The 22,723-nt window shown below is 71.8% G+C and carries 20 protein-coding genes and 1 tRNA gene; 11 read left to right on the top strand and 10 right to left on the bottom strand.

The window, feature by feature from the left end; genetic code table 11:
• Window positions 1–33: 33 nt before the first annotated feature.
• The 3 genes from MUE36_08805 to MUE36_08795 all read left to right on the top strand — a co-directional run bounded on the left by MUE36_08805 (window position 34) and on the right by MUE36_08795 (window position 5,778).
• Window positions 34–1,848, top strand: coding sequence for a DivIVA domain-containing protein (locus tag MUE36_08805; protein ID MCU0311029.1), 1,815 nt, complete (start codon window positions 34–36; stop codon window positions 1,846–1,848).
• Window positions 1,849–1,995: 147 nt separating this feature from the next.
• A complete protein-coding gene (locus MUE36_08800; GenBank protein ID MCU0311028.1) occupies window positions 1,996–5,085 on the top strand; it encodes a UPF0182 family protein in 3,090 nt (1,029 codons plus the stop codon).
• Window positions 5,086–5,394: 309 nt separating this feature from the next.
• On the top strand, window positions 5,395–5,778 hold the full coding sequence (locus MUE36_08795) for a CIA30 family protein (GenBank protein MCU0311027.1): 384 nt from the start codon (window positions 5,395–5,397) through the stop codon (window positions 5,776–5,778).
• Window positions 5,779–5,784: 6 nt separating this feature from the next.
• Here MUE36_08795 and MUE36_08790 read toward each other — a convergent pair whose 3' ends face one another.
• Entirely contained in the window at window positions 5,785–7,260 is a 1,476-nt protein-coding gene (locus tag MUE36_08790) for a GAF domain-containing protein (protein MCU0311026.1), read from the bottom strand.
• Window positions 7,257–7,760 (bottom strand): hypothetical protein, encoded by a 504-nt coding sequence (locus MUE36_08785; protein ID MCU0311025.1) that lies wholly within the window; start codon window positions 7,758–7,760, stop codon window positions 7,257–7,259. The genes MUE36_08790 and MUE36_08785 overlap by 4 nt, the downstream gene beginning before the upstream one ends.
• Window positions 7,761–7,906: 146 nt before the next feature.
• Between MUE36_08785 and MUE36_08780 the strand changes: the two genes are divergently transcribed.
• Window positions 7,907–8,629, top strand: coding sequence for a hemerythrin domain-containing protein (locus MUE36_08780; GenBank protein ID MCU0311024.1), 723 nt, complete (start codon window positions 7,907–7,909; stop codon window positions 8,627–8,629).
• Between the two features lie 26 nt (window positions 8,630–8,655).
• On the opposite strand, the gene MUE36_08775 is transcribed toward MUE36_08780, so the two are convergent.
• Window positions 8,656–10,353, bottom strand: a complete 1,698-nt coding sequence (locus tag MUE36_08775) for an acyl--CoA ligase (GenBank protein ID MCU0311023.1) — start codon at window positions 10,351–10,353, stop codon at window positions 8,656–8,658.
• A 203-nt stretch (window positions 10,354–10,556) separates the two neighbouring features.
• Here MUE36_08775 and MUE36_08770 point away from each other — a divergent pair, with 203 nt between their 5' ends.
• The 5 genes from MUE36_08770 (at window position 10,557) to MUE36_08750 (ending at window position 16,482) form a co-directional block, all read left to right on the top strand.
• Window positions 10,557–13,178 carry a LuxR C-terminal-related transcriptional regulator gene (locus MUE36_08770; protein ID MCU0311022.1) on the top strand — a complete coding sequence of 874 codons (2,622 nt, stop codon included), beginning with the start codon at window positions 10,557–10,559 and terminating at the stop codon, window positions 13,176–13,178.
• A gap of 94 nt (window positions 13,179–13,272) precedes the next feature.
• Window positions 13,273–13,521, top strand: coding sequence for a hypothetical protein (locus MUE36_08765; protein MCU0311021.1), 249 nt, complete (start codon window positions 13,273–13,275; stop codon window positions 13,519–13,521).
• Window positions 13,518–14,129 carry a hypothetical protein gene (locus tag MUE36_08760; GenBank protein ID MCU0311020.1) on the top strand — a complete coding sequence of 204 codons (612 nt, stop codon included), beginning with the start codon at window positions 13,518–13,520 and terminating at the stop codon, window positions 14,127–14,129. The genes MUE36_08765 and MUE36_08760 overlap by 4 nt, the downstream gene beginning before the upstream one ends.
• Window positions 14,130–14,209: 80 nt before the next feature.
• Window positions 14,210–14,794, top strand: coding sequence for a hypothetical protein (locus MUE36_08755; protein MCU0311019.1), 585 nt, complete (start codon window positions 14,210–14,212; stop codon window positions 14,792–14,794).
• 137 nt (window positions 14,795–14,931) lie between these two features.
• Window positions 14,932–16,482: an NAD(P)/FAD-dependent oxidoreductase gene (locus MUE36_08750; GenBank protein MCU0311018.1), complete on the top strand. Its 1,551-nt coding sequence runs from the start codon at window positions 14,932–14,934 to the stop codon at window positions 16,480–16,482.
• A gap of 7 nt (window positions 16,483–16,489) precedes the next feature.
• Here MUE36_08750 and MUE36_08745 read toward each other — a convergent pair whose 3' ends face one another.
• The 5 genes from MUE36_08745 to MUE36_08725 form a co-directional block, all read right to left on the bottom strand.
• Complete coding sequence (locus MUE36_08745) at window positions 16,490–16,843, bottom strand: hypothetical protein (GenBank protein ID MCU0311017.1); 354 nt, start codon at window positions 16,841–16,843, stop codon at window positions 16,490–16,492.
• A 253-nt stretch (window positions 16,844–17,096) separates the two neighbouring features.
• Window positions 17,097–18,470, bottom strand: a complete 1,374-nt coding sequence (locus MUE36_08740) for an ABC transporter substrate-binding protein (GenBank protein MCU0311016.1) — start codon at window positions 18,468–18,470, stop codon at window positions 17,097–17,099.
• Window positions 18,471–18,674: 204 nt separating this feature from the next.
• A complete protein-coding gene (locus tag MUE36_08735; GenBank protein MCU0311015.1) occupies window positions 18,675–19,049 on the bottom strand; it encodes a type II toxin-antitoxin system VapC family toxin in 375 nt (124 codons plus the stop codon).
• Window positions 19,046–19,282 (bottom strand): type II toxin-antitoxin system Phd/YefM family antitoxin, encoded by a 237-nt coding sequence (locus MUE36_08730; GenBank protein MCU0311014.1) that lies wholly within the window; start codon window positions 19,280–19,282, stop codon window positions 19,046–19,048. Before MUE36_08730 ends, MUE36_08735 begins: the two co-directional genes overlap by 4 nt.
• An 80-nt stretch (window positions 19,283–19,362) precedes the next feature.
• Window positions 19,363–19,983 carry a methyltransferase domain-containing protein gene (locus MUE36_08725; protein MCU0311013.1) on the bottom strand — a complete coding sequence of 207 codons (621 nt, stop codon included), beginning with the start codon at window positions 19,981–19,983 and terminating at the stop codon, window positions 19,363–19,365.
• Between the two features lie 115 nt (window positions 19,984–20,098).
• Here MUE36_08725 and MUE36_08720 point away from each other — a divergent pair, with 115 nt between their 5' ends.
• The gene (locus MUE36_08720) at window positions 20,099–21,091 is read left to right on the top strand and encodes a zinc-binding dehydrogenase (protein MCU0311012.1); all 993 of its coding nucleotides are present in this window, start codon (window positions 20,099–20,101) and stop codon (window positions 21,089–21,091) included.
• 37 nt (window positions 21,092–21,128) lie between these two features.
• On the opposite strand, the gene MUE36_08715 is transcribed toward MUE36_08720, so the two are convergent.
• Window positions 21,129–21,593 carry a DNA starvation/stationary phase protection protein gene (locus MUE36_08715; GenBank protein MCU0311011.1) on the bottom strand — a complete coding sequence of 155 codons (465 nt, stop codon included), beginning with the start codon at window positions 21,591–21,593 and terminating at the stop codon, window positions 21,129–21,131.
• 303 nt (window positions 21,594–21,896) lie between these two features.
• Between MUE36_08715 and MUE36_08710 the strand changes: the two genes are divergently transcribed.
• Window positions 21,897–21,973, top strand: a tRNA-Met gene (locus MUE36_08710).
• 129 nt (window positions 21,974–22,102) lie between these two features.
• Here MUE36_08710 and MUE36_08705 read toward each other — a convergent pair.
• Entirely contained in the window at window positions 22,103–22,672 is a 570-nt protein-coding gene (locus MUE36_08705) for a hypothetical protein (protein ID MCU0311010.1), read from the bottom strand.
• Window positions 22,673–22,723 lie beyond the last annotated feature (51 nt).

Below are 22,723 nucleotides of genomic sequence, written 5' to 3'. Positions count from 1 at the left end.
GGGCGGCGGCGTCGACCTCGGTACCATCCGCCCGTGGCCAAGGATCCGGTTTCGCCCGTCGACCCCGACGACGTCATCAAGCGTTCGTTCTCCACGGTGCGTCGTGGGGCGGACCCGCTCGAGGTGCAGCGCTATCTGCTGGAGCTGGCCAACCAGCTGCGGGCCGGCCGGGAGCGCGAGGCCGACCTGGCCGCCCAGCTCCGCGACGCCGAGCAGCGCGCCACCCCGGTCGACCAGCTCGACCCGAGCCGGTTGACGGCGCTGCTCGGTGAGGAGACCGCCCGGGTGCTCGACGCGGCCCGTTCGGCGGCGGCCGAGATCCGGGCCAACGCCGAGGAGAGCGTGGCCCGCATGCTGCGCGAGGCCCGGGATGAGGCCCAGGAGATGCGCAACGAGGCCGAGTCGGTGCTGGTGCGGCGCAGCGAGGAGGCCGAGGCCGAGGTGGCCCGCATCCGGGCGTCGGCCGACGGGGTGCGCGAGCAGGCCGAGCTCGATGCCGAGGGCATCCGGGCCCAGGCCACCGCCCGTCGCGAGGAGGCCGAGGCCGACGCCGACGCCATCCGGGCCGTGGCCGCCGGCGTGCTCGAGCAGGCGGGGGTCGACGCCGCCGCCGAGGTGGAGAAGGGTCGCCAGGAGGGTCGGGAGATGGTGGCCGAGGCGCAGCGGGTGCGTCAGCGGATGCTCGACGACCTCGCCCGCCGCCGCAAGCTGTTGCGCCAGCAGATCGAGCAGCTCCAGGCCGGACGTGACCGTCTGGCCGCGGCCTACGACGTGGTGCGCGAGACCCTCGACCAGGCCACCGAGGAGCTCGAGGTGTCCCTGCCGGAGGCGAAGCTGGCCGCCGAGTCGGCGGCGCTGCGCGCCACCGAGGACGACGAGGCGGTGTTCGCCGCCGAGGTCGAGGCCGCCGCCGCGCTCGCCCACGACGACGCCGAGCCCGGCGATGCCCCTGATGTCCCCGGCGACGAGGCCGCCGAGGGCCCGGTGGGCGACACGGCGGTCGAGGACGGGACGGAGGGGATCGAAGGGGAGGAGGCCGTCGACCTCGTCGACGAGGTCGACGAGGTCGACGAGGCCGCGGTCGAGCCCGACACCGACGTCCCCCCGTCCGCGTCGGGTCCCACGCGGCGGGCGCCCGACCCCCCCGACGGGCGCATGTCGAGCTCGGTGAAGGTCGTGCGGACCCCGAGCGCCGAGCGCACCGCGGCCATCTTCGCCCGGTTGCGCGACGACGACGAGGACGCCGAGGCCGCCGGGCCGGCCGACACCTCCGAGACCACCGGGGCCGCCGGGGTCGCCGCCGAGGAGGCCGTCGCCGCCGACGGCGGGGACGCGTCGACGGAGGCTCACGACGAGGCCGACGACGAGGCGACGGCGGGCGACGAGGTCCTCGCCGAGCTCGAGAAATCGCTGACCCGTAGGTTCAAGCGTGACCTGTCCGACGAGCAGAACGAGCTGCTCGACGCCGTCCGCCGCCAGAAGGGCACCCCGATGGCGGCCGGCACGCTCCCGCCGCTGCGTGACCAGGTCGAGCGGTACCGGGCCCTGGCCCTGCCGGTGCTGGCCGACGCCGCCGAGGCGGGCGCCGAGCGGGCCGCCGGTGCGGCCGCCGGTGCGGTCGACGCCCCGGTCGACGACCTGGCCACGGGTCTGGCCGAGGAGCTCGTCCTGGCGTTGCGCGAGCAGCTCGAGCGGTGCTTCGACGAGGCGGTCGGCGACCGTGACGACCTGGCCGACCGGATCCGGGCCACCTACCGCGAGAGCAAGGCCCAACACGTCGACCTGCCCGTCGCCGCGGCGGTGCTGGCGGCGGCGTCACGGGGCGCGGGCACCGGTCGGGTCGGATAGCCGCCCGGGGCGCCGGCCGAGCGGGCCCCGGAGCCCCGCTGACCGCTCCCTGAACCGGTGGCGCCGGGCGGTCCGCCCGTGGCCCGTCGCCCGGGATCGGGGCCCCCGATCGTCCGTCGACCGCGACACCCCGTAGGCTGCCCTCCGATGCGCGTCCCCACCGACATGCCGAACCGCCGCCGCCGGAGCACCTCGGGGCGGGGTCGGATCATCTTCGTCGTCGTCGTCCTGGTGTTCTTCGCCCTCGCCCTGTCGCTGCGCGGCATCGCCGGGTTCTGGACCGACTACCTGTGGTTCGACTCCCTCGACCTGACGTCGGTCTTCACCGGCATCCTCGGGGCGAAGATCGCGCTGGCCGCCATCTTCACCGTGGCCTTCTTCGTGTTGTGCTTCGCCAGCCTCACCGTGGCCGACCGGTTGGCGCCGAAGTTCCGGCCCCAGGGGCCCGAGGACGAGATGTTGAACCGCTACCACGACACCGTGGGCCGGCGGGGAGGCCTGTTGCGCGCCGGCGTGTCGCTGGTGCTGGCCCTCGTGGCCGGCGTGGGGATGTCGGCGGAGTGGAACCAGTGGTTGTTGTTCCGCAACGGCGGCGACTTCGGCGTCACCGACGCCACCTTCGACACCGACGTCGGCTTCTATGTCTTCAAGCTGCCCTTCTACTCCACCGTCGTGGGGTGGCTGTTCGCGTCGGGCGTCGTCATCCTCGTGGTGACGGTGGTGGCGCACTACCTGAACGGCGGCATCCGCCTCCAGGCCCCGGTCCAGCGGGTCACCCCGCAGGTGAAGGCGCACATCTCGGTGCTGCTCGGCCTGTTGGCGCTGGTGCGGGCGGTCGACTACTGGCTCCAGCGCTACGAGCTCACGACCTCCACCAGGGGCACGGTCGACGGGGCCACCTACACCGACGTCAACGCGCAGCTCCCGGCGATCTACCTGTTGATGTTCATCGCCGTGCTCAGCTTCTTCCTGTTCATCTACAACATCTGGCGGCGGGGCTGGGTGCTGCCGGTGGTGGCGGTGGGCCTGTGGGCGCTGGTGTCGGTGGTGGCGGGGGTCGCCTACCCGGCGTTCATCCAGCGCTTCACCGTCGAGCCGGCCGAGTCGAGCGTCGAGTCGCCGTACATCCGCAACAACATCGACGCCACCCGCCAGGCGCTCGGCCTCGACCAGGTGACCACCGAGGCCTTCGACTACACCCAGGACCAGGCGGCGGCGACCGACGCCATCAACGAGAACCCGGGCACCATCCGCAACATCCGCCTGCTCGACCCCCAGATCGTGCTGCCGACCTACCAGCGCCTCCAGAGCCAGGTGGCGTCGTACCAGTTCAACGACCTCGACGTCGACCGGTACCAGGTCCAGTCGCCCGACGGGTCCTTCGCCGAGACCCAGGTGGTGCTCGGTGCCCGCGACCTCAGCGTCGCCGGCATCCCCCAGCAGTCGTGGGAGGGCCGCCACCTGGCCTTCACCCACGGCTACGGCGTGGCGCTGGCCCCGGCCAATGCCACCACCCCGGAGGGGCGGCCGAGCTTCCTCATCCAGAACGTGCCGACGGAGTTCACGCCGCCCGACGGGATCAACGTCACGCTCGACCGGCCGCAGATGTACTACGGCGAGGCGTTGCCGGGCTACGCGATCACCAACGCCGACCGTGAGGAGATCGACTTCTCGATCGACGGCGAGACCCAGTCGACGGTGTACGACGGCAGCGGCGGGGTGGTCATGAGCTCGTGGCTGCGCAAGGCGGCGTTCGCGGCCCGCTTCGGCGACTGGAACCTGTTGATCTCGAACTTCGTGACCCCCGAGTCGCGCATCGTGTTCCAGCGCGACGTGAACGAGCGGGTGCGTGAGGTGGCGCCGTTCCTCAGCTTCGACGCCGACCCGTACCCGGTGATCACCAACGGGCGCATCGTCTACATCTTCGACGCCTACACCACCTCGGCTCGCTACCCGAACGCCCAGCAGGCCGACACCGGGAACATCCCCCAGGTGGGCGGTCTGGCCGACCAGCGCTTCAACTACGTGCGCAACTCGATCAAGGGCGTCGTCGACACCTACGACGGCACCGTCGACCTGTACGTGATCGACGACGGCGACCCGGTGGCGGCCGCCTACCAGAAGGCGTTCCCCGACCTGTTGAAGGACGGGGACGACTTCCCCCAGGAGCTCCGGGCGCACTGGCGCTTCCCCGAGGACCTGTTCCGGGTGCAGACCAACGCCTGGAGCCGCTACCACATCGAGGAGCCGGCGGCGTTCTACGAGCGCAACACCGCCTGGCTGGTCGCCCAGGACCCCGGGTCGGCTCCCACCGGGGTGACGGGCGGGACCACCCAGATCATCCCCGGGCAGGGCGTGGTGCGCACCCGGGAGTCGCGCATCGACCCGTACTACATGTTGTTGAAGCTGCCCGGCGAGGACCGCGAGAAGTTCGTGTCGCTGCGGCCGTTCGTCCCGTTCTCCGAGGACGACTCGAGACGGGTGCTGACCGCGTTCATGGTGGCCAGCAGCGATCCCGAGGACTACGGCAAGATCACGGTCTTCCAGATGCCCGACGGCACCAACATCGACGGGCCGTCGATCGCCAACGCCGCCATCCTCGCCGACCAGCAGGTGTCGGCGCGCATCTCGCTGCTGAACACCCAGGGTTCGGAGGTGCGTCTCGGGAACATGCTGTTGGTGCCCATCAACAGCTCGATCCTGTACGTGCGCCCGTTCTACGTGGCCTCGTCGGGCAACGCCCAGGTGCCCGAGCTGCGCGAGGTGATCGTGGTGTTCGGCTCCCGGGTCGTGATGCGCCCGACCCTGAACGAGGCGCTGAAGGTGCTGTTCCCGGGGGCGAACCCCGAGACGTTCGAGGAGAACCAGTCGGGGACGCCGACCACGCCCGAGACGCCGATCGATCCGACCGACCCGCTGGCCCCGCCCACGACGCCGACGCCGCCCGAGGGCGAGACCGTCGAGAGCCTGGTGGCGCAGGCGTCGGCGTTGTTGTCGAACGCCGAAAGCGAGCTGCGGGCCACCGGTGACCTGGGGGCCTATCAGGAGGCGGTGACCCAGGCCGCCGAGCTGTTGAGCCGGGCCCAGGAGCTCAGCGGCGCCACGGCGCCCCAGACCACGCCGCCGTCGCCGGTGCCACCGGACCCGACGACCACCGTCCCGGAGGCGACCACCACCGCGTTCGGGGCGACGGTCGGGGGCGACCGCATCCCGGCCGGCTTCCTCGCCTCGGGCTGACGCGACGGCGGTGGCGCGGGTGCGGCGACGGGCGGGGACGTGGGCCGTCGCCGCGGTGACGGTGACCGCGATGGGGTCGGTGGCGGCGTGCGGATCCTCCACCGACGGATCGACGCCGGCGTCGTCCGACACGAGCGCCGACTCGGCGGCGGCCACGGCGGTGGTGACGGCTGTCCCTCCGACCACGCCCGTCCCGCCGTCGCCTCCGCCGCCCGCCCCGGTTTTCGTGTTCGCCGACCCGGCCTCGGTGGACGGGTGGCGGGTCACGAACGACACGGTGATGGGCGGGGTGTCCGTCGGCGGGGTGGCGTGGGCCGACGGGCGATGGTCTTCGCCGGCGAGCTGTCCCTCGCCAACGACGGGGGGTTCGCGTCGGTGGTGAGCCCGGTGATCGCCGGCCCCGTGTGGGCGTCGCCTGACGGGGTGACCCTCGACGTGACCGGCGACGGGCGCACGTACACGGTGCAGGTGCGGTCGACGACGTCGGGCTTCTGGATCCAGCCGTTCCCGACGACGGCCGGCGTGACGGCGCGCCTGGTGCTCCCGTGGGCGGGGTTCGAGCCGGTCAGCCGGTTCCTCGACCCGATCCCCGCGCCGGGTCCCCTCGACCCGGCCGACGTGGAGGCGGTGGCGATCTACCTGGTCGACGGGCAGGAGGGCCCGTTCCAGCTGAGTGTCGCGGCGCTGGGCTGACGGAGGTCAGTCGACCTGTTCCAGGCGGAGGGGGCCGTGGACCGAGAGGCGGAAGCGGCCTCGACCGGTCTTGTCGATGCGGAACGGGGCGGAGCGTTCGTCGAGGCGGCGTTTGAGCAGGATGAGCCGGCTCTCGAAGTTGTCGCGGAACTCGGGGAGCTCGAGGGTGGGGTCGAGGCGGAGCTCGCGGTTCGTGAACTCGGTGCGCCCCTCTCGTCGGTGATGGCCGAGCAGGGCCCACAGCAGGCGGCCGGCGACGCCCTTGATCGGATACTCGCCGTCGAGGAAGGTGCTGCCGTCGACAGCGAAGAAGCGCACCACCGTCGCCCCGTCGGCGTCGGCGTCGGTGTCGGTGTCGGTGTCGGTGTCGGTGTCGGTGTCGGTGTCGGTGTCGGTGTCGGTGTCGGTATCGGTGTTGATGTCGGTGTCGGTCGTCGTCGTCGTCGGGATGTCGGCCCCGACGGCCGGGGCCTCGTCGTGCTCGGCGGTGTCGGCGTCGACGGCGGCGGCCACCACGCCGGCGACGAGGGAGAGCAGGGCCTCGTCGGCTTCATCGAAGGCGATCGACTCGGTGGACTCCACGGCCAGCACCCCGGTGAGCCGGCCGAGGGCGATGGCGGGGACGGCCAGGCGGCTCTGGCCGTCGGGCAGCCCGGGCAACGCGACCTCCCGTCCCGGGCCCGGCTCGCCGTGGTCCTCGAAAGACCGGCGCACGGTGGAGCCGTACTTGCGGAGCTGGCGGTAGTTGCCGACCCGCATCGGGGTCATGCGGGCGGCGGCCATGCCGATGATGCCCTCGCCGACCTCGACCTCCGAGCCGACGCCCTGGTCGTCGTAGCCGTGGCTGGCGATCGTGTAGAGGCGATGGCTGGTCTCGTCGATCAGCAGCAGCATCGAGTGCTCGTAGCCGAGCAGGGTGGCGAGGCCGTCGACGGTGGCCTGCACCAGGGTGTCGAGGTCCCCGGCGCGACCGAGGCGCCCGGTGAGCTCGGCCACCGCTTGGAGCCGGTCGGCCGACGCGGTCACGGGGCGGGTGGTCAGTGGCCCCCGGGTGGGGTCGGCGCGTCGACCTGGGGCGGCGAGGTCCTCGATGTCGAGCACCCGGTAGATGTCGGCGCCGCGCAGGCGGAAGATGCCTTCCATGCCGGTGATGGCGGCGAGGTTGTCGATGTCGTCGCGGAGGTGCTCGAACACCGGGCCTCGGCGCTCCGAGCGCTCGTGGACGAGCGTGAGGCGGAACTCGTCGTAGGTGAGCGGATCGATGAGCAGCACGCTGGCGCGGGGTCGTTCGGTGAGGTTGCGGTGGGTCTTGGAGAAGAACTGGTTGGACAGGGCGACGTGGTCGTCGTCGACCATCCGGACCCGGGACAGGTAGGTGACGTTGGGCATGCCGTCGGCGTCGGCGGTGGCGATGACTGCGGGGACGGCGCCCTCGAAGCAGCTCATGAGGTCGGCGAGGGTGAGCTCGCGCTCCGGGCTCACGGCGTGACCCCGTCGTCGAGCACGGCGCCCGCGGACGGCCCCGGGGTCTGGTCGTAGAGCTCGGTGATGTCGAGGACGGCGGCGGCGTAGCCGGCGGGGGTCAGGCGCCGCGTGAGGCTGGGGGGCATGCCGTCGGTGTCCTCGATGGCCTGGGTGAAGTCGTCGAGGAAGAGCTCGACCGTGTGCTGGTCGTCGGCGTCGGCGGGTCCGAGCGTGCGCAGGCGTCCTTTGAGCTGCACGGACCGCAGGGTGCGCACGTCGGCTCCGGTCACGGCGATCGCCGCCCCTTCGCGCAGGTGTCCCTCGGCCACGTCGATGGCGTCGACGACGAGTCGGACCGTCAGGGCGCAGTCGTGGCCGTGGACGTGGTCGGCGAGCACCCGCAGCCCCCAGCCGCGTAGGGCCACGGGGGTGGAGTCGGAGCTGTCGTCGGGGGTGGTGGTGCCGATGACGAGAGCGCAGCCCGATTCGAGCAGGGCCAGGTTCTCGTCGCTCAACACCGCTCCGCTCCTCGTCTCGTGCCCGATGAGCGAGTTCTTAGCATTCGCGTACGAGTCTTTCAGGAGCGCCGCTCGGCGGTGTCGTTCATCGTGGGACCCGACCGCGCCGCCGACCCTCTCGGTGGCCGAACACGGGAGGAAACCCGATGACCATCACCCAGACCCAGCCGATCGCGACGCCCGACGCCCGCCTCCGCGAGCGGGGCCCGATCGCGGTCGACCTGTACCGCGACATCCACAAGGGGATCCGCGCCGAGCTGTTCGCGGTCGACGCGGCCGCCGGCTCGCTCGACCCGGCCGACCGGCCGGGGTGGGTCGCCCTCGGCGGGCGGATGAACGCCCTCCTCGACCTGTTGGTCGACCACGCCGAGCACGAGGACACCCACATCCACCCCGTGCTGACCGACGTGCGGCCCGACCTGGCGGCGCAGATGGCCGAGGACCACGAGGCCATCGAGGCCCGCTTCGACGCTCTGCGCGACCTGGCGCTGCTCGTCGCATCGGTGCCGGTCCCCGAGGTCCGGCTCGTCGCCGACCGGCTCTACCTGCAGTTCGCGGAGCTGACCGGCGTCTACCTGCTGCACCAGGACGCCGAGGAGTGGGTGGTCATGCCGGCGCTGGAGCAGGCCATCGGGGTGCCGGCGACGGTGGCCATCAACGAGGCGATCGTGGGGTCGATCCCGCCGGAGAAGATGGCGGCGTCGCTGGCGGTGATGCTGCCGGCCATGAACGTCGACGATCGCGCCGAGCTGCTCGGCGGCATGCAGGCCGGTGCACCGCCGGAGGTGTTCGCCGGTGTGTGGGCCCTCGCCGGTCAGGTGCTGGCGCCGGGTGATCTGGAGGCGCTCGGGGCCCGGCTCGGGGTCTGAGCCGTCGTCCGCGGTCGGCTCGGGCGTCACTCCTCGACGAAGGAGTGCTCGCCCGAGCCGGCCAGGACGTGCTTGAGGATCTTGCCGCTGGGGTTGCGGGGCAGGGCCTCGGTGCGGATGTCGATGGACACCGGCACCTTGTACGAGGCGAGCGTCTCGGCGCAGAACGACCGGAGCTCGTCGGCGGTGACGGTGGCGCCGTCGCGCACCACGACCACGGCGCCGACCTCCTGGCCGAGCACGTCGTGGTCGATGCCGATGACGGCCGCCTCGGTGACGTCGGGGTGCTCGTCGAGGCGGTTCTCGACCTCGTAGGGGTAGATGTTCTCGCCGCCGCGGATGATGAGGTCGCGGCGGCGGGTGGCCATGTACAGCAGCCCGCCCTCCATGCGCCCGAAGTCGCCGGTGATGTACCAGCGCCCGGGGAGGAAGGCGTCGGCGTCGGCCTCGGGGTTGCGCCAGTAGCCGTTCATCAGCAGGGGGCTGCGCACGCAGATGTTGCCCTCCTCGCCGTCGGGGAGCTCGTCGCCGAGGGGGTCGGTGATCTTGACCTGCACGGTGGGCAGCGGCGGGCCGACGCACTCGGGTGACGCGGTGAGCATCCAGTTGGGGGCGTAGGAGACGAGCGAGCCGGTCTCGGTGGAGCCGTAGCCGGTGCTCATGGTGCCGGCGAGGTGGGGGAGCTTGGTGTCGACGCGGCGGATGATCTCGGGGGTGGTGGCCGAGCCGCCCATGCCGACCTGGACGAGCTGGGCGGGGTCGATCCTGTCGATGTGGGGGTGCTCGAGGAGGCGGATGACGTGGGTGCCGGTGCCGCCCCAGGTGTTGATGCCCTCCTTGACGGTGAGCTCGATGACCGCCTCGGGTTCGAAGCGCCCGAGGGGCCACACCGTGGTGGAGCCGGTCATGATGCCCGACACGGTGCCGCCGAGACCGGAGACGTGGAACAGCGGGAACACGGCCAGGCGCACCGGGGGCGGGCCGCTCGGCATCGCCCGGCCGCTGAGCATCAGGGCCCGGGCACCGATGAACGACTGGAGCATGCCGTAGGCGATGACGCTGCGGTGGCTGAGCACCGCCGCCTTGGGGCGCCCGGTGGTGCCGGACGTGAAGATGAGAATGGCCGGGTCGTCCTCGTCGATGCCGACGGTGGGGATCGTGGCGTCGGGGGAGTGGGCCAGCATCGTGTCGAGGTCGGTGTCGAGGTCGACCTGGGTGAGCCCGGGGGTGGGGCCGAGGCGTTCGGCCCGTTTGGCGTCGAGGAGCAGCACCTTCGGTTCGGTGAGGTCGAGGGCGTGGTGCATCTCGGCCTCGGTCCACCAGCCGTTCATGGCCACGGTGACCGCTCCCATCGAGAGGCATGCCCAGAACGTGACCAGCCACCCGGCGCTGTTGGGCCCGCAGACGGCGACGCGGTCGCCGGGGCCCACCCCGTGGACGTCGCGCAGGTAGGCGGCCACCGACGCCACCTGGCGCTCGGTGTCGGCGAAGGTGACCCGGCGGCCGTCGCCGAACACCCAGTTGTCGCGCTCCCCGTGGACGAGGGAGGCGACGAGCACGTCGCGCAGCGACCGGGGGCGATGGGCGAAGACCTCCATGGTCTCGCCCCGCACGTCCTCGGTGACGACCTCGAACGGCGAGCCGGGCCCGGTGAGGCGCTCGCCGGCGGCCAGGAACTCGGCGACCTGGGGCAGGGCGTGGGCGGGCGTGGTGGTGTCGGGCAACGTCGCCTCCGTGGGTGTCGAGGCCCCCCGGCCTCGTCCGGTGAGCGTAGTTTCGCGACCCGACGGCCGTTCGTCGTCGAGGATGCACTGCGAGGCCTTCAGGCGACGAGGTCGCGCCGCGGGCGAGATCGAGATGTCGTGCCGACGCTCACCGTGCCTTGCGGGCTGGGCTGGCGTCGGCGACCGGGTGCTACGTTCGGCCCGTGAGCCGGGTCTGGCCGCTGCGGGGGCGTGATCGACAGCGACAGCGCATCCTCGAGGGGCTGGAGGCGGATCGGGTCCAGCTGGTCGTCGGCGACGCGGGCATCGGCAAGACGAGGCTGGTGAGCGAGGTGGTCGCGGCGCTGGATGGTTCCGGCGTTCGCACCGGCCGGGTGGCGGGTGCCGCCGCCGCGGTGTCGCTCCCCTTCGCGCCCTTTCTGGGATTCCGCTCCGGGAACGAGGCGGCCCCGTCGGTCACGTCGGTCGTGGCCGCGCTGGTCGGCGATGCGTCGAACCGGAGCGGGACCGTGGCTCCACCGGTGCTCCAGGTCGACGATGTCCACCTCCTCGACGACGGATCGTCCTCGCTGCTCTGCCAGTTGGCCCTCGATGGTCGGGTGCGTCTGGCGCTCACCGTTCGTGCCGGGGAGTCCCTGCCGCGTGCCGTTGCGTCCCTCGCCAGGGATGTCGAGATCGATCGGATCGTGCTCGAACCGCTTCCCGTGGAGGTCTCCATCGACCTGCTCCAGGCCGCGCTCGACGGGCCGGTCGACGGCGCCACCGCCCGACGACTCGCGGTGTCGGCCGGCGGGAACCCGTTGGTGCTGCGAGAGCTCACCGAGGGAGCGATCGACGCCGGGATCCTGGTCCAGCGGATCGGCCTCTGGCGGCTCGAACGCGAGCTCGTGGTGGACCCGGCGCTCCTCGATCTCGTCGCGGCGCGGCTGGCGGCTCTCGATCAGCGTGCCCGGGACACGCTCGAGTTGCTGGCCCTCGCCGGGCCTCTCGGCCTGGCCGAGCTCGTCGAGCTCGACGCGCTCGCGCCGGTCGAGGATCTCGAGCGCGTCGGGTTGGTGACCGTTCGGGGCGAAGCCGCCGACCTGATCGTGGAGTGCGCGCACCCGATCCATTCCGAGGTGCTGGGTTCGCAGATGCCGAGGGTGGCCAGGCTGCGCCATTCCCGTCGATTGGCGGAGCTCGTCGAGCGCGGGTCGGATCAGCGCCCCGAGACGAAGACCCGGGCCACGTTGTGGCGCTTCGAGAGCGGTGACGACCTTTCCGCGGACCGCCTCCTGGCTTCGGCCGACTTCCTCCGCACCGGCGGTGATCTCGTCCGCTCGGCGCAGCTGGCCTTGGCGTCATGTGCTCGCGTCGTCACGCCCGAGGCGGTGCTCCTCGCCTCGTGGAGCTCGACAGGGTCGGGCGACCAGGCCACGGCGCGGGCTGTGCTGCGTCGGTACGCCCACGTCGCGGCGTCCGACCGTGACGTGGCCGCGCTGGCTCATCGCGAAGCCGAGCAGATCTGGTGGGCGGACGGAGGGGTCGACGAGGCGCGTGCCGTCCTGTCGTCGACGCGTGATCGTCTGGCCGGCAGTCCGTGGGCTGATCTCATGGTGGCCCAGCGAGGGGTGTTCGACTACCTCGCGGGCGAGGTGGCCGGGGTGGAGGCCGCCGTCGCGCCGCTGCTGGACCACGAGGAACCGGCGGTCCGCACCACCGCTGCCCTGGCGGTCGAGATGGCCCGATGCGAGACCGGTCGACCGTCGAGTGGCGCCGAGCTGGCCGAGGCTGCGCTGCTCGACGCCCTCGAGTCCCCGGTGCGCTTCATCGGGGATGCCGGCATCCACCTGGTCGCTCACACTGCGTGCCGGATCGCCGCCGGCCAGCTCGCGTCCGCCGACGAGCTGGCGGAGCTGCTGTACCAGTTGGCCCTCGGCGCACCCGCGCCGCAACCCCGTGGTTGGGCCTCGCTCATCCGGGGTCAGGTCCGGGTGGAGCAGGGTCGTTTCGACGACGCGATGGCCGATCTGACCGAGGCGGAGCTGATCTGGTCCGACCTCGATCTGCCGGGGATGGCCCGTCGGGCCGGGGCCCGCGTCGTGTTGGCGGCGGCATTCCGGGGCGACGCCTTCTCGACGATCGCGGCCATCGACCGTCTCGCCGACTACCGGGCTGATGGTTTCGAAGGACAGAACATCATCGTCGCTCGGGCCCTGGCCTGGGCCGAATCCCTCGTGGGTGCCTCGGGGATCGGTGATCGTCTCGCCGACCACGCCTGTCTGCCCGACGCCCTCGTGCGGGCGGCGACGGACCACCGGTGGTGCGAGGTCAGCGCCGGGGCCGTCGACCTCGTACGCCTCGGCTCCTCGGCCGAGGCGGAGGCGGCGATGGCCGGGGTTCCCCGCGGACTCGACCCGGTCGTGGAGCGTCGCCGCCGCCTGATCGAGGTTGCCGTCGCCGGAGACGGCGAGGCCATCGAGGCGGCCGCCGGCGAGGCGTCGGCCGAGGGCTGGGCGCCCATCGCCGCGGACTGGTTCGCGTTGGCGTGGTCCGCCCGCGAGGGCGCCGGGGCCGGCGACGCGGCGCAGAGATCCCTCACCGCCCTGCGCGCCGAGCTGCGGCGCTGCCAGGGGCTGGTGACCCCGTTGGTGCGGCCGGTCCTCGAGCGGTCGGCGCTGACGTCACGGGAGCGGGAGATCGCAGAGCTCGCGGGTCAGGGCTGGTCCAACCGGAAGATCTCGACCCATCTCGTGCTGTCGGAACGCACGGTCGAGAACCATCTCTACCGGGCGTTCTCCAAACTGGCCATCTCGTCGCGGGACCAGCTCGACGGGGCGCTCTGATCCGTGACCCCCTCGGGAGATTGGGTAGTGCTCACGCAGAGTTGAGTACCCACGTCCATTGCGTCCGTGCGGTTCGGTCTTCAGGCTCGTCTGCGTGGCGAAGATCGACGACCTTCTCGAGCGACTGGCGGTCGACGACGACTTCCGCCGTGCGGTGGAGCAGGACCCGGCAGCGGCGTTGGAGGCCTACGACCTGGGGGACGCCGACCTGGTGCGGGTCGATGCGGCGCTGCGGACACCGTCGGACGCGATGGACACGTTCTTCTCGCCGGTCCGATCGGATCCGGAGCGAGGTCTCCCCGACGCCGCCGATCGCGGTCCCTCGCCCGAGGGGGCGTCGTGAGCCGCCGTCGGATCGTGATGACCGGTGTGGCCCTCGCCCTCGCCGCGAGCGTGGCCGCGTGCGGGGGCGAGAGCGCCGACCAGGCTGACCCCGGTGGAACCCAGCCCGTTGCCGTGGATGCGGACTCGGGTTCCGGGGCCCTCGGCTCGGGCACCAGCGTGCCCGTGGGGACGACGGGTGGGTCCTCGGCCGGAGCAACCGAGGTCGACGTGTGCCGGTTGGTCCCGGCGGCCGACGTGCGGGCCCTCCTCGCGGACGCCGGGCCGCTCACCGCGATCTCCCGGCCCGAGCTGATCAAGGTCCCGCACTGCGAGTACGTCGCCGACGGTGCCGGCCAGCAGACGGTGATCTATCTGACCTACGCGGGTGACGAGGCCTCCTACGACATCCAGCGGGAGAACGCCGTCAGGACCTGGCCCGACACCGCCGACCTCCCGGGATTCGCGAAGGCCTACGGGTACGAGGCCAACAGCACAGTCGAGCTGATGGTGGGCTCCGACAGCTGGCGACTGATCGCCATGAACGATGTCCCGGGCGACACGACGCGCCCCGTGACCTCGGACGAGATGGTGGCGCTGGCCGCCCTCGTCGAGCAACGCCTGACCTGAGTTCCGACCCGTCCGAGTTCACGACACCACCGACCACTGGAGAGACCATCATGAACCGACTCTGCGTTCGCCTTCTTGGGATGTCGCTGGCCACCGCTCTCGCCGTCGCCGTCACGGCGTGCGGTGGGGGGAGCAGCAACGACACGTCCGACTCGGCCGGCCAGGCCGTGGAGGCTCCTGCGTCCGGGGCCGGCTCCTCCGCCGCCGGTGCGTCGGAGAGCTCCGATGGGAGCGACGGCATCCCGGAGGTCGACGTGTGCAAGGAGATCCCCGCCGCCGACGTCCAGGCGGTCATCACCGGGGCCGACCCGATCACCGCGACCCCGAACGACGTCGTCCCGGTCCCCAACTGTGACTACACGATCACCATCGCCGGACCGACGATCACGATGGAGCCCGCGATCGTGTCCATCACCTATCTCGGCGACCGTGCACTCTTCGAGTCCACCGAGCCGGTCCGGCGGGGACAGTACGACGACGTGTCCGAGGTGCCCGAGCTGGGCCAGGCCATCATCTACGACCAGGACGGCGTGCTGGATCTCGTCGTCGGCGATCAGGCGTGGAGTGTGCTGCAAGGTGTCGAGATCGATGCTGCAACCTCCCGCCTCGTGACCGGCGCCGAGCTGGTGGCCGTCGGTCAGCTCGTCGAGGAGCGCCTCGGCTGAGACCGCCGGAGCCACGGCTCGTGGCTTCGGCGACCGCGTGGTCGTCGCCGAGGGGAGTCGTGGCTTTCCCCGGCGACGGCCAGGACTGGCCGGCTGGCGTCGGGCTGGTCGCCGGGATCGTGCGTACAGTTCCGGACGTGACCGACTACCCCGATGAGGTCGACGTGGTGGTCGTCGGTGCGGGGCTCGGCGGGTTGTGCACCGCCGCCCACCTGGCGATGGCCGGCGAGCGGGTGGTGGTCGTCGACCGCCACTCGGTGGCGGGCGGCAACGGGACGGTGTTCACCCACGACGGCTACGAGTTCGACGTGGGCCTGCACTACATCGGCGACTGCGGGCCGGGCGGTTCCATCCCCCGGGTGCTGGGGTCGCTCGGCATCGAGCTCACCTACCGGGAGATGGACCCCGACGGGTTCGACACGTTCGTGTTCGACGACGGCACCCGCTTCGCGGTGCCGAAGGATGTGGACGCGTTCCGGGCGCGGCTGCACGAGACGTTCCCCGACGAGGGGGCGGGCATCGACGGCTACCTCGACGTGGTGGTGGGCATCGACGCCGAGCTGACCGGCCGGGGCCCTGGGCCGGTGGTGGTCGCGCACCTGTCGACCACGCTCGGCGAGGTGTTCGACGAGCTGGCGCTGTCACCCCGGTTGCGCACCGTGCTGTCGGGCCAGCACGGCACGTACGCGCTGCCCCCGTCGAGGGTGTCGTTGCTGTTGCACGCCGTGTTGGTGATGCACTACCTGAAGGGCGCGTACTACCCCGAGGGCGGGGGGCAGGTGATCGCCGACCGCCTGGCCGAGGTGGTGACCGCCCACGGGGGCACGATCCTGTTGCAGACCCCGGTGGAGGAGATCCTCGTCGAGCCCGGGCCGGACGGTCCGGCGGTGGCCGGGGTGCGCCTGCACGTGCCGTCGTCGAAGCGGGCGGCGGGGGTGCCGGAGGTGATCCGGGCCCCGGCGGTGGTGTCCAACGCCGACCTGAAGGCCACACTCACCCGCCTGGTGCCGCCGGGGGTGCTGCCCGACGAGGTGGTGGCCGCCGCCGAGGGCTACGAGATGACCCTGCCGTTGTTCGTCGTCTACCTGATCCTGGATCGTGACCTGGCCGACGAGATGCCCAACACCAACCTGTGGATGTTGGGCGACGACGTGGAGGCCGAGTACGAGCGGCTCTTCGCCGGGGAGCTGTCGGACCGACCGATGACCTACATCACCTCGGCGTCGTTGAAGGACCCGACCAACACCCGGTTGTGCGCGCCGGGCCAGACCAACGTGCAGGTGATGACGCTGGTGCCCGCCGACCACGCCTGGTGGGGTCTGCACGGCGGCGGCCCGGCGGCGGGGGAGCGGTACCGCACCAACGAGGCCTACCGGGCCCGCAAGCAGGAGGTGCGTGACCTGCTGATCGCCCGGGCGGAGCGGGTGATCCCGGGACTCGAGGCGTCGATCGTCCACGAGGAGTGCGCCACGCCGGTCACCCACGAGCGCTTCGTGCGCTCGACGGGCGGCACGTCGTACGGGATCGCGGCGACGCCGGAGCAGTTCGGGTTGAACCGGCCCGGGTACACGACGGCGTTGCCGGGGCTGTTCCTGGTGGGGGCCAGCACGACGACGGGCCACGGGATCGGCGGGGCGCTGGCCGGCGGTCCCCGGTGCGCCAAGGCGGTGCTCGGCGCCCGGCGCTGAGCGTCGGTCAGAAGCGCACGACGGCGAGGACGGCGTCTTCAAACACGGTGGTGGCGTGGCCGGGCGCCGAGGTGTCCTCGACGAGCACCACGTCGCCGGCCTGCCACTGGCGGGTCTCGCCGCCGGCGGTGGTCTCCCCCCGGCCGGACATCACGAGCATCCACTGGCGGGCCGGGGCGGGGTGGGCGGCGTCGCTCCACCCGGCTTCCATGCGGATGAACATCAGGTTGGGCACCCCGGTGTCGGTGGCGATGCCCATCGGTGGGCCGGGCGGGGCGAAGTCGCCCTGGTCGAAGTCGAGTTCGCCGTCGGGGGCGAAGGCCGAGCCGTCGGCGGCGTCGACGAGGTGGAGGTAGCGCATGGACGAGTCCGGCGCTCAGGCCACGACGCCGGTGGCGCGGTGCTCGGCGGTGCGGTCGGCCGGGCCGAGCACCTTCACGCCCGCCGATGGTCCCGTCGCCTCGTGTGGCGCGTCGGCTGTGGTCATGGAGGGCCCCCGTTCGTCGTGTCTCGTCATCCATGGTGCCATCGGGTGGACCCTCGCCGTCCCTTCCCGGCCCGGCCAGCCGGCCGTCGTGCGCCGGTGGTGGGCGGTGGCGCCCTGTCCGGGGGTCTCAGTCGAGGGCGGCGGCGGCGGCGACGGGGTCGATCTCGATGGTCACCGTGTTCTCCGGGTGGCACTCGAACGTGCCCGGCGTGGTGGGTTGGACCCGGGTGAACTCCCCGTCGGTGAACTGCACCACGAGCCCGCAGTCGGAGATGCCGCCCAGCGGTTTGGGCGCCAGCCACCCGTTGGCGTCGAAGGTGCCGAAGGAGGCGAGGGTGTCGAGCATCCTGGCCCGGGTGATGCCGTTGGGGCCGTCGCGTTCCACGATCCGGTCGATGGTCTGCTGGAAGAGCACCGCGGCCTGCCAGGCCTGCGCACCCCAGGCGTCGGGGTCGCCGACGTTGTCGAGGAAGGCGGCCAGCTCCGCGTTCTCGTCGCGCTCCTCGAACGGCAGGAACGGCAGCGCCACGTAGGTCCCGTCCATGGCGGCGCCCTGGGAGCGGAAGGTCTCCGTGTAGCAGGCCTGGGTGCAGGCCCAGATCTCCACGCCGCGGGCGCCCTGGGCGTCGTACTCGCGGCGCATGTTGATCATGGCCACGTCGTTGGAGCTGTTGAACACGGCGTTGGCGCCGCTGGTGGTGGTCTCCTGCACCCGGGGGGTGAACGCGGCCTGTTCGTCGCGACCGGAGACCTTGGGGGTCTCGACGACGTCGATCCCGGCCATGCGCTGCCCTTCGATGAGCGGCATGGCCGCCTGCACGGTGGTGGGCAGGTCGCCGGGCACCATGAAGAGCTCGCGCTGATCGGGGTCGAGGCCCTCGAGGAACTTCCAGTAGTTGAGGTTGGACTGGATGGGCCGCACGCCGGGTTGGATGGGGCACTGCTCGGCCTTGGCCTGCACCGTGTACATGGTGGGGGCGCACAGCTCGTTGGGGTCGGCGGTGAACGCGGCGAGGTCGGGGAGGCCGGTGACGGCGCCGGTCTGGTCGGGGCAGTCGGTGAGCGGGGTGACGTCGGGGTTGAACAGGGCGTTGTTGCCGACCATGGCCAGGCTGCTCTCGCAGGCCACGATGAGCCCGTTCTTGGCCTCCTCGGGGGTGAGCTTGGAGTCCCAGGTCGCGACGACCAGTCGGCGACAGGCGATGCCGCCGTTGGCGTTGATGTTGCGGGCGAAGGCCTCGACGGCGTCGATGTTGCCCTGGAACAGCCCGGGCGCCAGCGGGGAGCCGGTGTCGGCCATCACCGTGATGGTGATGGTGTCGGCCGTGACCCCTACCTCGGTGGCCTCGAGCTGCTGGCCCTCGCAGCGTTCGTCGGCGGCGGGCGCGGCGGTGGTCGCCGTCGTGTCGGCGGCCTCGTCACCGGTGCGGCTGCACGACGCGGCCAGCACGGCCAGCACGCCCAGCGCGGCGATGGCCACCAGCACTCGATGTCGCGTCATCGCGTTCCCCCCCGGGTCAGCAGCGACTGCGAGCCGGACGCTACTGCGTCGGCGGGTGGCGCGACCTGAGTGCGTGCGGTCGCTCGGGTCGAGGGGGGCACGCACCTCGACCAGGCCCCGCTCCCGTCCCGACCGGTCAGGGTGCGCGTCGTCGTCGAACGGCGGCCGCCGAGGATCCCGGCGTCGGCCGGCCGGACGGCGGGCTCACCAGTGGACGGCGACGTCGTAGCTGGCGATGGCCGGGTCTCGGGTGACGATGGTGAGGTCGTCGGTGCGGGCCTGGGCGACGAGCATCCGGTCGAACGGGTCGCGGTGGTGGTCGGGCAGCGCGGCGATCCCGGCGGTGTGGCGGAGTGTGACCGGAAGCTCGGTCAGGCGCAGGGCGCGCAGCATCTCGCGGTTGACGTCGGGGAACCGGAGCCGGCCTCGGGCTCGCTTGATGGAGATCTCCCAGCCGCTCACTGCGCTCACGTAGACGTCGTGGGTCGGGTCGGTGATGGCCGTGGCCGCCGGTTCCGAGAGCTGCCCGGGGTCGGTGGCCATCCAGATCAGGGTGTGGGTGTCGAGGAGCAGCTTCACGACGGGTCGAAGTCATTCTCGACGTCGTCGAGGGGTTCGTCGAAGTCGGCGCTCATCCAGTAGTCGGGCACGGCGAGGGCGCCGAGGGGCCGAGGTTCGGCCTCCCGGTCGATGGCCACCAGCCGGACCTCGGCCCGGCCCCGCCGGCCGATGGCGATGCTCTCGCCGGCGAGGACCTGTTCCAGAAGCTGGCTGAGGCTGGCCTTGGCCTCGGACACGTTCACGGTGCGCATGGCTTCAGACTACCGACCAGACCAGACCAGACCAGACCACATTCGTGCTTCGGTGCTGGCTTCGCGGGGCTGAGCGTCGGTCACACCGTGGTGGCCCACACCGCCCAGAGGGGGTCGCCCGGGGCGCTCCGTGGGGTGCGCAGCTCGGCGGTGGGTTCGGCGAAGCCGCCGCTGAGCTCGAAGTAGCGGCGCACGATGTCCACGCAGCCGTCGAGGCCGGCCAGCGCCCATCCCCGGATGACCTTGGTGGGGAAGCACCGGTTGGAGAAGGTGACCACGAACCGGCCGCCGGGGCGCAGCACCCGGGCCACCTCGGCGAACACCTCGACGGGGCGCACGAGGTAGTCGACGGACACGCAGCAGGTGGCGTCGTCGAAGGCGGCGTCGTCGAACGGGAGGCGGGGGTCGGCGTTGAGGTCGTGCACGACGCGGGCCGCCGCCTGGGGGTTGGCGGCCAGCTCGCGGTCGTTCATGCCGAGGACCACCAGACGGCGGGGGGCGGCGGAGAAGTGCGACACCCACGACGACATGAGGTCGAGGACCTCGCCGTCGACCCCGAGCTGGTCGTAGAGCGCCCCGACGGCGGCGACGGCGCCGGGGTCGATGTGGGTCACCAGGCGGTCGGGGACGTAGAACCGGTCGTCGGGGGTGGGGTCGTGGCGATCGAAGAACCACGGGGGGAAGTCGCCGTCGGGTGCCATCCGCCCACCTTCGCAGACCGCCGGCCTCCGGTCCCGGGCCGGCGGGGCAGGATGGGGACATGACTGCTCCGATGGGTTCCGCCTCACCCGATCCCGGCGACGAGGGGGCGCGGCGATGAGGGTCGTGCGCTGCTCCGAAGCCGGGGATGCGTCGGTCCTGTCGGTGGAGGCGGCGGAGGACCCCACGCCCGGGGCGGGTGAGGTGGTGGTGGCGGTGGCCTACGCCGGGGTGAACTTCGCCGACATCGCCATGCGGGTGGGGCTGGCCGGGGTGGCGTTCCCGTTCGTGCCGGGCCTGGAGGGCTCGGGGCGGGTGGTGGCGGTCGGGGCCGGGGTCGACGACGTCGCCGTCGGCGACCGGGTGGCGTGGTGCCCCACCGCGGCGGCCACCACGCTGGGGGCCTACGCCGAGTCGGTCGCGCTGCCGGTGGGCCAGGTGCTGCCGTTGCCCGACGACGTGTCGCTGCTCGACGCCGCCGCGCTGGCGTTGCAGGGCCTGACCGCCCACTACCTGGTCACCGAGCGGGCGCCCATCGGGCCGGGCACCACGGTGTTGGTGCACGCCGGGGCCGGGGGCACCGGCCGGCTGGTCGTGCAGTGGGCGGCGCACCTGGGGGCGACGGTGTTCGCCACCGTGTCGAGCGACGCCAAGGCGGCCAGCGCCCGGGCGGCGGGGGCGCACGAAGTGATCCGCTACGACGAGGGCGACTTCGCCGACGAGGTGCTGCGCCTCACCGCCGGGGCGGGGGTGGACTACATCGTCGACGGGGTGGCCGGCGGCACGTTCCGGGGCGACCTGCGGGCGTTGGCCGACCGGGGCACGGTGTGCGTGTTCGGGGTGGCCGGCGGGCTGCCCGAGGCGTTCTCGCCGATGGAGCTGTTCCCCCGGTCGCTGACGGTGACCAGCGGGTCGCTCACCAACTTCGTGCGCACCCGGGCCGAGGTGGTGGCCAAGGCCGACGACCTGTGGGCGGCGCGGCGTGAGGGGTGGCTGGTGCCGGTCGTCGAGCACCGGCTCCCGTTGGCCGAGGCCGGCGCCGCGCAGGCGGCGCTGGAGTCGCGGGCCACGATCGGCAAGGTGGTGCTCGAGGTGGCCGGGGGCGACTGAGACGGGTGCCGGTGCTCTTTGCGGTGCTCCGGAGTGTTCAGGCGAGCATCGAGCGCAGCATCCAGGCCGTCTTCTCGTGGATCTGGATGCGCTGGGTGAGCAGGTCGGCGGTGGACTGGTCACCGGCGGCTTCGGCGGCGGCGAACACCGTCCGGGCGGTGCGGACCACCGCTTCGTGGCCGGCGACGAGGTCGGCGAGCATCTCTTCGGCGGTCGGGACCCCGTCGGCCTCGGTGATCGAGGTCAGGGCGGCGAACTGGGCGTAGCTGCCCGGGGCGAACGCGCCGAGGGAGCGGATGCGCTCGGCGAGCAGGTCGACGGCCACCCAGAGCTCGTTGTACTGCTCCTCGAACATGAGGTGCAGGGTGTTGAACATCGGACCGGTGACGTTCCAGTGGTAGTTGTGGGTCTTGAGGTAGAGCGTGTAGGTGTCGGCGAGGACGCGGCCCAGGTCGGTGGAGATGGTGACTCGGTCGGCCTCGGGGATGCCGATGTCGATCATCGGGGCGGGCTTGGATTGCATGGGCTGCTCCTTCACTGCTGTTCGTGCCTGGACGGGCACGAGGACTCACGACTGTCGTGAGGGTTCCGGCCCTTTCGCCAACACCGCTCGGACCGGATTGTTCCCCGCAGGGCCCCTGCTGCGGGCCGGTTCGCCTGGTCGGCTCTTCGGGTCAGGTGGTGGGGTGGGCGAGCACGAGCAAACGGCGCGAAGGGTTTCGTCCGCGCACCACGACCGGGTGGGCGGTGCTCGGTGCAGCGGGTTGGCGGCGGCGGGGTGGTGCCGGTACATTCGTCCCCACGCCGCGGGGTGGAGCAGTCTGGTAGCTCGTCGGGCTCATAACCCGAAGGTCGCAGGTTCAAATCCTGCCCCCGCCACCAACGAAAATGCAGGTCAGGGCCCATCCGAGAGGATGGGCCTTCGCCGTTCCCGGGCCGACTTCTAACGGATCTTCTAACGGGTCTCCGGCCGGAGACGCCTGTTCGGTCCAACTAGATCGGGCAGCCCGGTCAGGATTGCGGATGGCGGTAGAGCGCAACGTTGAGTCGAGCGTCGCGGTGTCCTCCGAGGAAGGACTGCACGCCGAACTCACGTCGCAGGTACTGCGCTAGCTGCGCCTTCGGTGAGTTCTGTCCCGCATGACCCACGGATTGCCGAAACTCGAACGTCGCCGCTGATGTCAACAGGTCGGCGAGCTGGAGCCCGTCCGCCGCGTTGGAGCGCAGTCGGAGCACCTTCGTGATCGCGAGACGATTGAGTCGGTCGTTGACCGCCATGCACACGTCTCGTTCGAAGTGCACCGTGTCGGGGCTCGAGTATTCATCGGCGAGGACGGTGATCAGTTCACCCGGCCGAACGCTGGCAATGAGGAGCTGCGTGGCCAGGCGCTCGTACGCGATCCATGGTCCTCCGAAGCGAGCTACGGGGTCGCCCTGGGTGCGGTCCACCACGAAGCAGGAGAAGGTGAAGTCGTTCGCCACGATCAGGTCGACGACCTCCTTGTAGAGGGCCAACGACCTCGGCTTCATCTCGGCGAAGTGGATCTCGTTGTACCACCGTCGCCGGTCCCGCAACTTCATCAACGCTCGGAGCAGGACGTCTGGGTCACTCAGCTTGAGGCAGCCGACTGT

The sequence above is a fragment of the Acidimicrobiales bacterium genome (genome assembly GCA_025455885.1).
Lineage (GTDB): Bacteria > Actinomycetota > Acidimicrobiia > Acidimicrobiales > Acidimicrobilacustridaceae > Rhabdothermincola_A.
This window is presented reverse-complemented; position numbering and strand designations above follow the sequence as displayed.